We start from the raw sequence: 13,636 nt of genomic DNA on the forward strand, positions 1-13,636 counted from the left end.
CCAATCTTATTGCCTATTACCTAAAATTTCTTTAGTCCCTTTACTTCTGCCTTATTCTTTACTTCTTTGATACTGATGGCATAACCGCCACCATTGACAGCCTGTAGATTCAGTTTGCTCTTGTTTGTCAGTATACCTTTTTTGATAGTATAAGCCTGCGGATTTTTCTCCCAGTCAGCATCTTTTGCATCTGCGTAAACAGTGGCAACATATTGCTTGCCCGGAGTCAGGAAGTCGAATACCAATTTGGAAGTGTGACCGTTTTCACCTGCTGTGCAGCCTACATACCAGTCGTCAGTGCCTTTTGCCTTGCGGGCGATGGTGATATATTCTCCCGGTTCTGCTTCCAGATACTTGGTTTCATCCCAGTCGAGCGCTACGTCTTTGATAAACTGGAAAGCATCCATAAAGCGTTCGTAATTCTCCGGAATATCGGCAGCCATTTGCAGAGGACTGTACATGGTTACGTACAATGCCAACTGACGGGCGATGGTAGAGCGTACCTGTGAATTGTTCGCAGGATTCATCTTGTTACAGTGAGTTTCGAAGATTCCCGGAGTATAATCCATCGGGCCACCAACCAGGCGAGTGAAAGGAAGGATGGTAGTGTGATATACTTTATTTCCGCCGAATGACTCATATTCAGTTCCACGTGCGGATTCGTTACCAATCAAGTTAGGATATGTGCGGCAGATACCAGTCGGACGGGTTGCTTCGTGCGCATTCACCATAATTTTGTAGTCGGCTGCTTTGGTCACTGCATACAGATAATGGTTGTTCATCCATTGTCCGTAGTGATGTTCGCCGCGGGGAATGATATTGCCTACATAACCACTCTTTACTGAATTGTAGCCATTGTCTACCATAAACTGGTAAGCTTTGTCCATATGACGTTCGTAGTTGCGGACAGATGCGGAAGTTTCGTGGTGCATCATCATCTTGATGCCTTTGCTTGCTGCGTAACGTTGAATCTCCTTCACATCGAAATCCGGATACGGAGTGACGAAGTCGAATACATAATCTTTGCTGTTGCCGAACCAGTCTTCCCAGCCTTCGTTCCAACCTTCTACCAATACGGCATCAAATCCGTTGGCTGCTGCGAAGTCAATATAACGTTTTACATTGGCAGTGTTGGCAGAATGTTTGCCGTTCGGTTTTGTTTTAGAGTAATCGGTTTCACCCAATTTTACGCTGGTCAATTCGTCGGTATAAGCCCATGAACCTTTTCCGGTAATCATGTCCCACCATACGCCGATGTATTTCACTGGTTTCACCCATGAAGCGGCATCCGCGATTTTGCAAGGTTCGTTCAGGTTCAGGGTGATGCGGGATGCAAGGATATTGCGGGCATCATCGCTGACAATCACGGTACGCCACGGAGTATGGCTAGGAGTCTGGATATATCCTTTGTCTCCTTTTGCGTCAGGAGTCAACCAAGATTCAAATACCATATTCTTGTCGTCCAGGTTCAGATGCATACAAGAGTAGTCAATAAGAGCTGCTTCGTGAAGGTTGATATATAAACCATCATCTGTTTTCATCATCAGTGCAGTCTGTACACCTGTCTGTGAAAAAGGAGTCTGCGAAGAGTTCGGGGTGATAGCCTGTTTCATCAAACCTCTGATTTCCGACAGGCGGGAGATGGTATAATCATATTCCTGAGTATCATAGTCACCCGGTATCCAGTAAGCGATATGGTCGCCTGCCATTGCAAATTGGGAATGCTCTTCTTTGATGATGAAATAATTCAGAGATTTCTGCTGTGGAAATTCGTAGCGGAAGCCTAAACCGTCATTGAACAAACGGAAACGAATGAGGATGGAACGGTCATTCATTGGCTGATACAGGTTTACTGCCAGCTCATTATAATGATTGCGGATTTCTTTTTCTTCTCCCCATACCGGTTGCCAGGTTTCGTTGAATGTGGAAGTCTTTGCGTCTTTCACCTCAAAGCCGTTATAAAGATTCGTCTTTGAATCAAGCTTGGTAAGATCCCTGCGGTCTACCCAGTCGAAGTCTGTGCGGGTATTGTCTTCTTTCTTTAATTCCAGTCCTAAGGTGCTAGGTTTGATAACCGTTTTTCCTTTATAAATCAAGTCGTACGTAGGAGCACCTTCCTTGTTAACCTGGAAGGTCATTACCAGATTTCCATCCGGTGAAGTCAGTTTCTGTTGTGCATTCGCTATAAACGAGATACAGAGAATTGCGATGAGCAAAAGATTCTTTTTCATTTTATTTTATGGTATTAAATTGTAAGCTAACCGATATTTTAATTCCTTTTGTTTCGGATATTGCAAATGTAGCATCCGTCTGAACCCAGTCTGTCAATTAGAATAAAAATACAAGCCAGTATAAACTTTATTATTTTGATTTACAGTTGAATAAGTGAATGTACGCTCGGCATAAATATAAGTCTCAGTGAACTTTTTTAGAAGGATAAAAGGTATATTCCACGGCTTGGAAGTGTTAAATCATTTCCTAACTCCATCTTTTTGTCCTCTAATACATTGGTTGCGGAAGAATCGGGCAGTATTTCCTGATAAGAATTCAAGTCGATAGTCTGTTCCCGGTCTGTCCCGTTGAGAAAAACAACGACTGATTTATCGCCCAGTTTTCGTTCGTATGCATATACGCCTTTATTCGGTGCGAAGTGTTTCAGTTTTCCCTTGGCTATGACCTCATTTCCTTTTCTCCATTGAAGCAACTTTTGAAGATAAGAGAATGCTTCATTCTGTTGCGGAGTGCGGTTTGCTGCCTCAAAGTAATTATGCGCATCATTCTGCCAGCCACCCGGAAAGTCACAGCGAAGTAATCCGTCACCGTTTGCTTTATCGGCAGCCATTAAGATTTCAGTTCCGTAATATATCTGCGGAATGCCGCGTGTTGTCAAAAGGAATACTAATGCTTGTTTGTATCGGTTCAGGTTTTGTGTATCAGCTTCCGAACGATAGAAACGGGAAGTGTCGTGATTATCAAGGAAGATCAGCAGATTCATCGGGTCGGCAAAGACGATATCTTGTGACAAGTATTCATAAAGCCGGCACAGTCCGCCGTTCCAGTCGGTTGTTTCTTCGTCAAAGGCTTTGTTCATATGTTCCATCAATGGGAAGTCCATGACAGTGGGCAGGTAGGTGTTTTTAGGATAGGTCAGCTTGCTGTCTTTCTGCCAGTAGGAGATAAGTACATTGCTACCTAACCAGGTTTCACCCACAATATTGAATCTCGGATATTCTTCGTTCACAGCCTTGCACCAATGAGCCATCATGTCAAAGTCTGCATAAGGGTGTGTATCCTGGCGGATTCCGTTAATACCGGCATACTCTATCCACCAGATACTGTTCTGAATCAGATAATTGGCTACATGACGGTTTCTTTGGTTGAAATCCGGCATAGCCTGGCTGAACCAACCGTCAACAGCAATTTTCTTTTCATAATCAGATGCGTACGGATCTAGTTGGGTAGCAGTCTTGAAGCTTGTCTGTACATAGTTTCCTTTGAAATTGAACCAATCTTTGGAAGGCATATCCTTATACAGATAGTTTTCATCTCCACAGTGGTTGAAGATCATGTCCATTACCACTTTCATTCCTTTGGCATGTGCCTGGTCTACAAGATTCCGGAATTCTTCGTTACTTCCGAAACGGCGGTCTACCTGATAATAATCAGTGATGGCATAGCCGTGATAAGAACCTTCCTTCATATCATTCTCCTGAATCGGATTCAGCCATATACTCGTCACTCCTAAATCAGCAATGTAATCCATATGCTTTTCTATTCCTTTGAAATCACCGCCATGGCGGGCAAAGGCATCGTTGCGGTCTACTCTCGCTTCCAACATTCCGGGAATTATGTCATTGGAAGGATCACCGTTTGCGAAACGATCCGGCATAATAAGATAAAGTACATCGCTGGAGTTGAAGCCTTCCACTTCGGAAGCATCCGGCTTCCTTTGTTTGAGTTCGTAAGGAATGGCAGTTTGTTTTTTACCTTGTTTCAGGATAATATTGAATTTCTGCGGGGTTGCTTCCGATGTATTCAGATAGATAATCAGATAGTTCGGATTTTCTTGTTTAACTACCTCTTGCAGAGTGATGTCCTGGGAAGAGATGCTAACTTCTGCAGACGCTATATCTTCACCGTATAGCAAGACTTGCAGTTCCGGGTTTTTCATTCCTGCCCACCAAAAAGTAGGGGCTACTTTTTTTATAATAGTTGCGGCATATACAGGGCTGCAACCGAATAGTAGTACAAGTAAGAGTACAAATAGAAAATTCTTTTTCATGGTAACATAGATTTTAAATGTTTGCTCGGAGAACCGATGTTGCAAATGTAGGGGGATAGGATACTGTATTTTGAGACTAGAATATAAATATAAATACTTTATGATGTTATTGCATTGATAATGAGTGTGCTATTGCTTTGTGGACAACCGTAAAATACAAGTGAGAATTAAAATACTTTTGACCAAAAATTTCATTATCATGACTATATTCATTATATTTGTGACATCTTTAAAAAGTAACCTATGAGAAATGTAACCTATATCTTATCTTTTCTTTTAGTTTGTACGACTTCATCGTTTGCAAAACAGACTGGTGGTAATGCGGCAGTTCTTAAAAGACTGGATGATATTATCAATAAGAAAGAAACCTTTCAGATCCAGAAAGAAAAGGATATTGATGCTTTGAAAGTGCAACTTGCCCATTCGGTTACTCCTGCTGATAAATATAGGTTATATGGTTCGTTATTCGATGCCTATCTTCATTATCAAGCAGATTCTGCGCTTCATTATATAAATAGGAGACAGCAGATTCTTCCTCAACTGGAACGTCCGGAATTAGCAAACGAGATTACCATTGACCGCGCCACGGCATTGGGAGTGATGGGAATGTATATTGAAGCTATGGAAGAACTGGAGAAAATAAATCCGGCGAAGCTGGGCGAACAAACATTATTATCCTATTATCAGACGTATCGTGCCTGCTATGGCTGGCTTGCAGACTATACCACCAATCGGGAAGAAAAGAAGAAATATCTGAAGAAGACTGATTTATACCGCGACTCCATCATAAGTATTATGCCGCCCGAAATAAATCGCACGATTGTTTTGGCAGAACAATGCATAGTCACAGGTAAGGCTGATACGGCCTTGGTGATGCTTAGTGACGCGCTGAAAGATGCGGTCGACGAACGTCAGAAAGTATATATATACTATACGATGTCCGAAGCGTACGGCATGAAGAAAGAGATGGAGAAAGAAGTCTATTATCTCATATTGACAGCTATTGCCGATTTGGAATCTTCTGTCAGGGAATATGCTTCGTTGCAGAAGCTGGCGCATCTGATGTATGAATTGGGCGATGTAGACCGCGCTTACAAATATCTGAGTTGTTCGATGGAAGATGCAGTAGCCTGTAATGCCCGTTTGCGCTTTATCGAGGTGACGGAATTCTTTCCTATTATAGACAAAGCTTATAAACTGAAGGAAGAAAAAGAACGTGCGGTTTCCCAGGCAATGCTTATCAGTGTCAGTATGCTGTCTTTCTTTCTTCTTATTGCCGTTTTCTATTTGTATCGCTGGATGAAGAAACTGTCTGCCATGCGGCGTGATTTGAGCCTGGCGAACAAACAAATGCAAGTCGTGAACAAAGAGCTGGAACAAACGGGGAAAATTAAAGAAGTATATATCGCCCGTTATCTCGATAGATGCGTCAACTATTTGGATAAACTGGAAACTTATCGCCGTTCATTAGCTAAATTGGCTATGGCATCCCGCATCGAAGACCCGTTCAAAGCCATAAAGTCCGAACAATTCATCCGTGATGAACGGAATGAGTTTTATAATGAGTTCGACAAGTCTTTCCTGAAACTTTTCCCGAATTTCATTACTGCTTTTAATGATTTGCTGGTAGAAGAAGGACGCATATATCCGAAATCCGACGAACTTCTGACCACGGAACTCCGCATCTTTGCACTTATCCGTTTGGGGGTAGTGGACAGTAATAAGATTGCCCATTTCCTGGGCTACTCTTTGGCAACTATATATAATTATCGTAGCCGCATGCGCAATAAGGCAGCCGGCGATAAAGACCGGTTCGAACAGGATGTGATGAATCTATAGTCTGATTTGGAAGATAGTTCTTGTATTACAGCTTTGTAATATATAAGGTGAATAATGCCTATAAATGAAGGTAATATCCACTATTAGTATGCGAATATCCACTGCGTATCTCCATTTTTTTCTACCTTTGTAGACAACTAATCTAATAATAAATTTACTAAAGAATGAAAAAGTTAATCTATTCGTTGTTCTTTGTCCTCATTTCCGTTGCAGCAAACGGTCAGGCAAAGTACATATTCTATTTCATCGGGGATGGAATGGGAGTGAACCAGGTAAATGGTACGGAGATGTATCAGGCAGAACTTCAAAACGGACGCATCGGCGTCGAGCCTTTGTTATTCACTCAATTTCCGGTCGCTACCATGGCCACTACTTTCTCTGCAACTAATTCTGTAACCGACTCTGCTGCCGCAGGTACCGCACTGGCTACGGGAAAGAAAACCTATAATCACGCTATTTCTGTAGGAGAAGATAAGAACGCGATTCAGACGGTAGCCGAACAAGCAAAGAAAGCCGGCAAAAAAGTAGGTGTCACTACTTCTGTCAGTGTAGATCATGCTACTCCTGCCGCATTTTATGCACACCAACCGGATCGTAATATGTATTATGAAATAGCTCTTGACCTGCCGAAAGCTAATTTTGACTTTTATGCAGGCGGTGGTTTCCTGAAACCGACTACCTCTTTTGACAAGAAAGATGCTCCGAGCATTTTCCCTATCTTTGAAGAAGCCGGATATACAGTTGCACGGGGTTACAACGACTATAAAGCTAAATCCGGAAAAGCCGACAAAATGATTCTTATTCAGGAGGAAGGTGCTAACCCGTCTTGCTTGCCCTACGCAATTGACCGTAAAGAAGGTGATCTGACATTAGCACAGATTACAGAAAGCGCTATCGACTTCCTGACTAAAGGTAAGAACAAAGGCTTCTTCCTGATGGTAGAAGGTGGAAAGATCGACTGGGCTTGCCATTCAAACGACGTCGCTACTGTATTCAATGAAGTGAAAGACATGGACGACGCTATTAAAGTAGCTTATGATTTCTACAAGAAACATCCGAAAGAAACACTAATCGTCGTTACCGCTGACCACGAAACCGGTGGAATCGTTCTCGGTACAGGTAAATATGAATTGAACCTGAAAGCACTGCAATATCAGAACCATTCAGCTGACGGACTTTCTCAACGTATCAGCGAATTGAGAAAAGCGAAAGGCAACAAAGTGACCTGGGAAGATATGAAAGAATTTCTTGGTAAAGAAATGGGTTTCTGGAAAGAACTGCCTATCTCTTGGGAACAGGAAAGAACATTGCATGACGAATTTGAGAAATCATTTGTGAAGAACAAAGTGGTGTTTGCTGAAAGCATGTACTCAAAGAGCGAACCGATGGCCGCATGCGCAAAACGCGTAATGAATGAAATCGCTATGGTCGGCTGGGTAAGCGGCGGACACTCTGCAGGTTTTGTTCCAGTATTCGCTATCGGAGCAGGCTCTCATCTGTTCGGTGAAAAGATTGATAATACTGAAATCCCGAAGAGAATTGCTAAAGCGGGAGGATATAAATAAGAAATTGAGAATTGAAAATTGAGAATTGAGAATTAGGCTGCGCAATTATTATTCTGCAAAGTAATTCTCAATTCTCAATTCTCAATTCTCAATTTTTCACACGTCCTACGTAAGAACCGTCACGAGTGTCGATTTCGATTGTTTCACCTTCACTGATGAACAAAGGAACACGAACGGTTGCACCTGATTCCACAGTAGCGGGTTTCAATGTGTTGGTAGCTGTATCACCTTTCATACCCGGTTCTGTATAAGTAACTTTCATCTGAACCTTGATCGGCATGTCTGCGTAAAGTACAGTTTCGGTAGAAGCGTCAGAAACAACCTCAAGTACTGCACCTTCCAACAGGAAGTCAACACCGTTGATCAGGTCATGAGCGATAGGGTGCTGGTCGAAAGTTTCCTGGTTCATGAAGATAAAATCTTCTCCTTCTTTATATAAGAATTGGTAAGGACGACGTTCAACACGTACATCTTCCAGTTTTTCACCGATGTTGAAACGACGTTCGAGAACGTATCCGCTAACTACATCTTTCAGTTTAGTACGCATGAAAGTGTTACCTTTACCTGGTTTTACATGCAGGAATTCTACACAGAAATAGAGCTTTCCGTCCATACGGATACAAGTTCCGTTTTTGATGTCTTGAGCATTAATCATACTACTGTTTTTCTTTTTATATTATTGTTATTTAATTGTTTTCGTTGGAAATCGAGTGCAAAAGTAATCTAAATCGGTAAAAAACACAAAAACTTTTGAGCAAAAATGAGTTATCTCTTGGTTAATTTAAAAAAAGTGCCTATTTTTGCAGCCCGATTACGTAGAATAATAACATAAAAACAAGATACAGTAATGAAAAGAACATTTCAACCCTCTAACAGAAAGAGAAAGAACAAACACGGTTTCCGTGAGAGAATGGCATCGGCTAACGGTCGTAGAGTGTTAGCAGCTCGCCGTGCAAAAGGCAGAAAGAAACTAACTGTTTCTGATGAGTACAACGGACAGAAGTGATAATCACCTGTCATCAGGGAAACAAAAAAGGCGGAGAATTTAATCTCTGCCTTTTTTGTTTCCCTGATTTCTGAAAAAGAGAATGTTAAAAAGCCCTACTATGGACTTTTGTATATTATTTTTTCTTTTCTTTGTAGCCGAATGTAGAAAACCATAAGCAAACATACACGGTGAAAGAATATATCCGGGACTTGAAAACCCGTATAATCATAATAAGGTTGTTGAAATCTATAGGAGTGGGGATTATAGTTGCAGCAATTCTGGCGATGATTAGTGTCCTTGCATCGTAAATGGGGACATTTTTCATCGCCTACTTTTCATGATTTCAACTATTTTGTAGTATCTTTGGCGCATATTAACAGCAATGCATATGACTATTAAAGAATTCTTTTCTTTTAAAACAAATAAATTTTTCTGGTTGAATATTATCGCCATGATTGTGGTGGTGGTAGTGATGGTATTCGGTGTGTTGAAATGGCTCGACATACATACACATCATGGTGAAACTGTCATGGTGCCCGATGTGAAAGGGATGACGGTGGAAGAAGCTACCAAAATGTTCCGTAATCATGGGCTGGTATGTGTGATTTCCGATACTAAATATGTAAAGGATAAGGCAGCAGGTATTATTCTTGACCTGAAACCGGGCGCTGGAGATAAAGTAAAAGAAGGTCGTACCGTATACCTGACGGTTAATACATTGGATATTCCTTTGCGCGTCATTCCTGATGTCGCTGATAATAGTTCCCTCCGGCAGGCGGAAGCCAAGTTGCAGAGTGCCGGTTTCAAGCTGACTGAAATCCAGTTGGTACATGGTGAGAAAGACTGGGTATATGGTGTGAAGTACCAGGGACGTCAGTTGACGACAGGAGAAAAAGTTCCTGTGGGTGCTTCCCTGACGCTAATGGTAGGAAACGGAGCAGGCGATATGGCCGAAGAAGACTCCATAGATGCCGATACGGATACGGAAAAGCCTGTGGCATCGGAAACATCACCTACTCAAGACGATAGCTGGTTTTAATTGATAAATAACAGAAACAAGACTCACATGATAGAGGAAGAACTTCCGGACGAACTGGAAAATGATTTGGATGATATAGAACCTGTCGGTGACGAATCCCAGCTTTACGAACACTTTCGCGTGGTTGTAGATAAAGGGCAGGCGATGGTCAGAGTCGACAAATATCTGTTCGAACGTATTGTCAATGCTTCGCGCAACCGTATCCAGAAAGCTGCCGAAGACGGATTTGTTATGGCTAACGGCAAACCGGTGAAAAGCAGCTATAAAGTGAAGCCGTTGGACGTCATCACGGTGATGATGGATCGTCCGCGCTACGAAAATGAAATTATCCCTGAAAATATTCCCCTTACTATCGTTTATGAAGACCCGTATCTGATGGTCGTGAATAAGCCGGCAGGACTGGTGGTGCATCCAGGACACGGAAATTATACTGGTACCCTGGTCAATGCTCTTGCCTGGTACATGAAGGATGATCCCGATTATGACGCGAACGACCCGCATGTCGGACTTGTTCACCGGATTGACAAAGACACTTCGGGATTATTGGTGATTGCCAAAACGCCGGATGCGAAAACAAACCTGGGGATGCAATTCTTTAATAAAACGACCAAACGTAAGTATCGTGCCTTGGTATGGGGAATTGTAGATCAGAATGAAGGAACCATCATTGGCAATATCGCCCGCAACCCGAGAGACAGGATGCAGATGGCGGTGATGTCCGACCCGGCGGTAGGTAAGCACGCCGTAACCCATTATCGCGTATTGGAACGGTTGGGATACGTCACTCTCGTGGAATGTATTTTGGAAACAGGGCGTACACATCAGATTCGTGTTCATATGAAACATATCGGCCATGTGCTGTTCAATGATGAACGCTATGGCGGCCATGAGATACTGAAAGGAACTCATTTCAGTAAATATAAACAGTTTGTAAATAATTGCTTTGACACTTGTCCCCGGCAGGCTTTGCATGCTATGACGTTGGGATTTGTGCATCCCGTCACAGGTGAAGAGATGCACTTTACTTCCGAACTTCCGGATGACATGACCCGGCTTATCGAGAAGTGGAGAGGCTATATCAGTAATAGAGAATTAGAATGAAACGCAACATTGCTATCGTAGCAGGGGGAGATACCTCTGAAATCGTAGTTTCCCTGCGTAGCGCACAGGGCATTTATTCCTTTATAGATAAGGAAAAGTATAATTTGTACATTGTGGAGATGGAAGGCCGTCGCTGGGAAGTACAATTGCCGGACGGAAAGAAAATCCCGGTGGACAGAAATGATTTTAGTTTTACGGACGGAACGGAAAAGGTGGTGTTCGATTTTGCCTATATCACCATTCATGGTACACCGGGTGAGGATGGTCGTCTGCAAGGCTATTTTGACATGATGCGTATTCCGTATTCCTGCTGTGGGGTACTGGCTGCCGCCATTACTTATGATAAATTTGCCTGCAATCAGTATCTGAAAGCTTTTGGGGTGCGCATTGCCGAATCATTGCTGTTGCGTCAGGGGCAATCGGTTTCCGATGAAGACGTGATTGAAAAAATAGGTTTGCCCTGCTTCATTAAGCCCAGTCTGGGTGGTTCGAGCTTCGGCGTTACGAAAGTAAAAACGAAAGAACAAATCCAACCTGCCATTGTTAAGGCTTTCGGAGAAGCGGAAGAAGTGCTCGTCGAAGCATTTATGGAGGGAACGGAGCTGACTTGCGGTTGCTATAAGACCAAAGAGAAATCGGTGGTATTCCCACCTACGGAAGTGGTGACGCACAATGAGTTTTTTGATTACGATGCAAAATACAATGGTCAGGTAGATGAAATCACTCCTGCACGTATCTCGGACGAAATGACCGGACGTGTGCAGATGCTGACTTCGGCTATCTATGATATATTAGGTTGCTCCGGCATTATCCGTGTGGATTATATAGTGACTGCCGGTGAAAAGCTTAACCTTCTCGAAGTGAATACAACTCCGGGAATGACTGCTACCAGCTTTATTCCCCAGCAAGTGCGTGCTGCCGGACTGGATATAAAGGATGTGATGACCGATATTATTGAAAACAAATTTTAATCGCGTTATGAATCTGACAGAGTTTAATGATATTCGCCCTTATAATGATGAGGAGCTTCCTCAAATCTTTGAGGAACTGATTGCTGATCCGGCTTTTCAGAAAGCCGCCACAGAAGCTATACCGAACGTCCCATTCGAACTTCTGGCGCAGAAAATGCGTGCTTGTAAGACTAAACTGGATTTCCAGGAAGCATTCTGCTATGGCATTTTATGGAAGATTGCGGCCGACCATACAGCCGGATTAACTTTGGACCATACCGCTATACCGGATAAAAGCAAAGCCTATACTTATATATCAAATCATAGGGATATTATCCTTGATTCGGGATTCCTTTCCATTTTGCTGATCGACCAGGGAATGGATACCGTCGAAATAGCGATTGGAGATAATCTGCTGATTTACCCCTGGATCAAGAAATTGGTTCGTGTCAACAAATCCTTTATTGTGCAGCGGGCATTGACCATGCGGCAGATGCTTGAATCCTCGGCACGAATGTCACGTTATATGCATTACACCATTTCGCAGAAAAACCAGTCTATCTGGGTTGCGCAGCGTGAAGGGCGTGCGAAAGACTCCAATGACCGTACACAGGATAGTGTCCTGAAGATGCTGGCAATGGGTGGTGAAGGTGATTTGGTAGAACGTCTGATGGAAATGAATATTGCTCCGCTTGCCATTTCATATGAATATGACCCTTGTGATTTTCTGAAAGCGCAGGAATTTCAATTGAAAAGAGATGTAGAAGGATATAAAAAGACCACGCAGGACGATTTGATTAATATGCAGACCGGTCTGTTCGGATATAAGGGTAGAGTTCATTTCCAGGTTGCCCCCTGTCTGAATGATGAGTTGCAACGTTTGGACCGTTCATTGCCGAAACCGGAACTGTTTGCCCGTATTTCTTCTTGTCTCGACCGTAGAATCCATCGTAACTATCGCATTTATCCGGGCAATTATGTGGCTTACGATTTGCTGAACGGTACGACGAAGTTTGCGTCTAACTATACCGAAGAAGAGAAACAACAGTTTATAAACTATATTGAGCAACAATTAGGCAAGATAAAGATTCCGAATAAGGATGAGGAATTTTTGCGTGAGAAGTTGTTATTGATGTATTCCAATCCGTTAGTAAATCATTTAGCTGCTTGCCAATGAGAAAAAGAAAGTTACATAGTGTCTGGTTGCTGGGATTGCTATTCCTGATGACTGCTTGTGGAGATGACGACTATTATTATCCTTCGGTGCAACTGGAATTTGTTACAGTAGTAGCCGGCGAAGATGGTAGCATACAGACGCTTATACCTGATAAAGGGGAGCCGTTGCCTGTATTGGAAGACCGTACAGGGTCTACTATTTCTTCGAATACTTCCAGACGTGTAATGAGTAATTATGAAGTATTGACGGGCGGTGTCCGTATTTATTCTTTGCAGTCGCTTATAACGCCGGAGCCCAAACCGGAAGATGATCCGGTTTATAAAGACGGCGTAAAGACTGATCCTGTAGAGATGGTTAGCATTTGGCTTGGACGGGATTATCTGAATATGATTCTGAATCTTAAAGTCAGCACGGGTAAAGGACATACCTTCGGTATAGTGGAAGATGTATCCGATTTGGAAACAAAAGGCATTGTGAATATGTTATTATATCACGATGCGAACAGCGATGCGGAGTATTACAATCGACGCGCTTACATCTCTGTTCCTTTGGCGAAATATGTAAATGAAGAGGCTCCCGGACGAACGATAAAGATTAAATTTAAGTATTATACGTACGACCCAAATGGAGTTCCCGTAGAATCTGATAAGTATTGTGACCCCGGATTCGACTATGTACCGGGGCAGAATTGAAGA

General features: G+C 42.7%; 11 protein-coding genes. 8 read left to right on the plus strand and 3 right to left on the minus strand.

What is annotated here, in order from left to right; genetic code table 11:
• Window positions 1-20: 20 nt before the first annotated feature.
• Together HC965_RS17185 and HC965_RS17190 are read right to left on the minus strand one after the other, a co-directional pair.
• The gene (locus HC965_RS17185; protein WP_191032609.1) at window positions 21-2,231 is read right to left on the minus strand and encodes a glycoside hydrolase family 97 protein; all 2,211 of its coding nucleotides are present in this window, start codon (window positions 2,229-2,231) and stop codon (window positions 21-23) included.
• 197 nt (window positions 2,232-2,428) lie between these two features.
• Complete coding sequence (locus tag HC965_RS17190; RefSeq protein WP_191032610.1) at window positions 2,429-4,282, minus strand: glycoside hydrolase family 13 protein; 1,854 nt, start codon at window positions 4,280-4,282, stop codon at window positions 2,429-2,431.
• A 243-nt stretch (window positions 4,283-4,525) separates the two neighbouring features.
• Between HC965_RS17190 and HC965_RS17195 the strand changes: the two genes are divergently transcribed.
• Both HC965_RS17195 and HC965_RS17200 read left to right on the plus strand, forming a co-directional pair.
• Window positions 4,526-6,121: a DUF6377 domain-containing protein gene (locus HC965_RS17195; RefSeq protein WP_191032611.1), complete on the plus strand. Its 1,596-nt coding sequence runs from the start codon at window positions 4,526-4,528 to the stop codon at window positions 6,119-6,121.
• 164 nt (window positions 6,122-6,285) lie between these two features.
• Window positions 6,286-7,686, plus strand: coding sequence for an alkaline phosphatase (locus HC965_RS17200; RefSeq protein ID WP_191032612.1), 1,401 nt, complete (start codon window positions 6,286-6,288; stop codon window positions 7,684-7,686).
• An 88-nt stretch (window positions 7,687-7,774) separates the two neighbouring features.
• Here HC965_RS17200 and efp read toward each other — a convergent pair whose 3' ends face one another.
• Window positions 7,775-8,341 carry an elongation factor P gene (gene efp, locus HC965_RS17205; protein WP_191032613.1) on the minus strand — a complete coding sequence of 189 codons (567 nt, stop codon included), beginning with the start codon at window positions 8,339-8,341 and terminating at the stop codon, window positions 7,775-7,777.
• A gap of 192 nt (window positions 8,342-8,533) precedes the next feature.
• Here efp and rpmH point away from each other — a divergent pair, with 192 nt between their 5' ends.
• From rpmH to HC965_RS17235, 6 genes are all read left to right on the plus strand, one after another.
• A complete protein-coding gene (gene rpmH, locus HC965_RS17210; protein ID WP_004299762.1) occupies window positions 8,534-8,692 on the plus strand; it encodes a 50S ribosomal protein L34 in 159 nt (52 codons plus the stop codon).
• Window positions 8,693-9,062: 370 nt separating this feature from the next.
• On the plus strand, window positions 9,063-9,713 hold the full coding sequence (locus HC965_RS17215; RefSeq protein ID WP_191032614.1) for a PASTA domain-containing protein: 651 nt from the start codon (window positions 9,063-9,065) through the stop codon (window positions 9,711-9,713).
• Window positions 9,714-9,740: 27 nt separating this feature from the next.
• A complete protein-coding gene (locus HC965_RS17220; protein ID WP_191032615.1) occupies window positions 9,741-10,814 on the plus strand; it encodes an RluA family pseudouridine synthase in 1,074 nt (357 codons plus the stop codon).
• A complete protein-coding gene (locus HC965_RS17225) occupies window positions 10,811-11,785 on the plus strand; it encodes a D-alanine--D-alanine ligase (RefSeq protein WP_191032616.1) in 975 nt (324 codons plus the stop codon). Before HC965_RS17220 ends, HC965_RS17225 begins: the two co-directional genes overlap by 4 nt.
• Window positions 11,786-11,792: 7 nt before the next feature.
• Complete coding sequence (locus HC965_RS17230) at window positions 11,793-12,941, plus strand: 1-acyl-sn-glycerol-3-phosphate acyltransferase (RefSeq protein ID WP_191032617.1); 1,149 nt, start codon at window positions 11,793-11,795, stop codon at window positions 12,939-12,941.
• Entirely contained in the window at window positions 12,938-13,633 is a 696-nt protein-coding gene (locus HC965_RS17235) for a NigD-like protein (RefSeq protein ID WP_191032618.1), read from the plus strand. The genes HC965_RS17230 and HC965_RS17235 overlap by 4 nt, the downstream gene beginning before the upstream one ends.
• Window positions 13,634-13,636 lie beyond the last annotated feature (3 nt).

The sequence above is a fragment of the Bacteroides sp. GM023 genome (assembly GCF_014750685.1).
GTDB lineage: Bacteria > Bacteroidota > Bacteroidia > Bacteroidales > Bacteroidaceae > Bacteroides.

Coding starts and splice junctions, on each gene's coding strand:
- HC965_RS17185 (WP_191032609.1), bottom strand. CDS start 2,231: ATGAAAAAGAATCTTTTGCTCATCGCAATTCTCTGTATCTCGTTTATA.
- HC965_RS17190 (WP_191032610.1), bottom strand. CDS start 4,282: ATGAAAAAGAATTTTCTATTTGTACTCTTACTTGTACTACTATTCGGT.
- HC965_RS17195 (WP_191032611.1), top strand. CDS start 4,526: ATGAGAAATGTAACCTATATCTTATCTTTTCTTTTAGTTTGTACGACT.
- HC965_RS17200 (WP_191032612.1), top strand. CDS start 6,286: ATGAAAAAGTTAATCTATTCGTTGTTCTTTGTCCTCATTTCCGTTGCA.
- efp (WP_191032613.1), bottom strand. CDS start 8,341: ATGATTAATGCTCAAGACATCAAAAACGGAACTTGTATCCGTATGGAC.
- rpmH (WP_004299762.1), top strand. CDS start 8,534: ATGAAAAGAACATTTCAACCCTCTAACAGAAAGAGAAAGAACAAACAC.
- HC965_RS17215 (WP_191032614.1), top strand. CDS start 9,063: ATGACTATTAAAGAATTCTTTTCTTTTAAAACAAATAAATTTTTCTGG.
- HC965_RS17220 (WP_191032615.1), top strand. CDS start 9,741: ATGATAGAGGAAGAACTTCCGGACGAACTGGAAAATGATTTGGATGAT.
- HC965_RS17225 (WP_191032616.1), top strand. CDS start 10,811: ATGAAACGCAACATTGCTATCGTAGCAGGGGGAGATACCTCTGAAATC.
- HC965_RS17230 (WP_191032617.1), top strand. CDS start 11,793: ATGAATCTGACAGAGTTTAATGATATTCGCCCTTATAATGATGAGGAG.
- HC965_RS17235 (WP_191032618.1), top strand. CDS start 12,938: ATGAGAAAAAGAAAGTTACATAGTGTCTGGTTGCTGGGATTGCTATTC.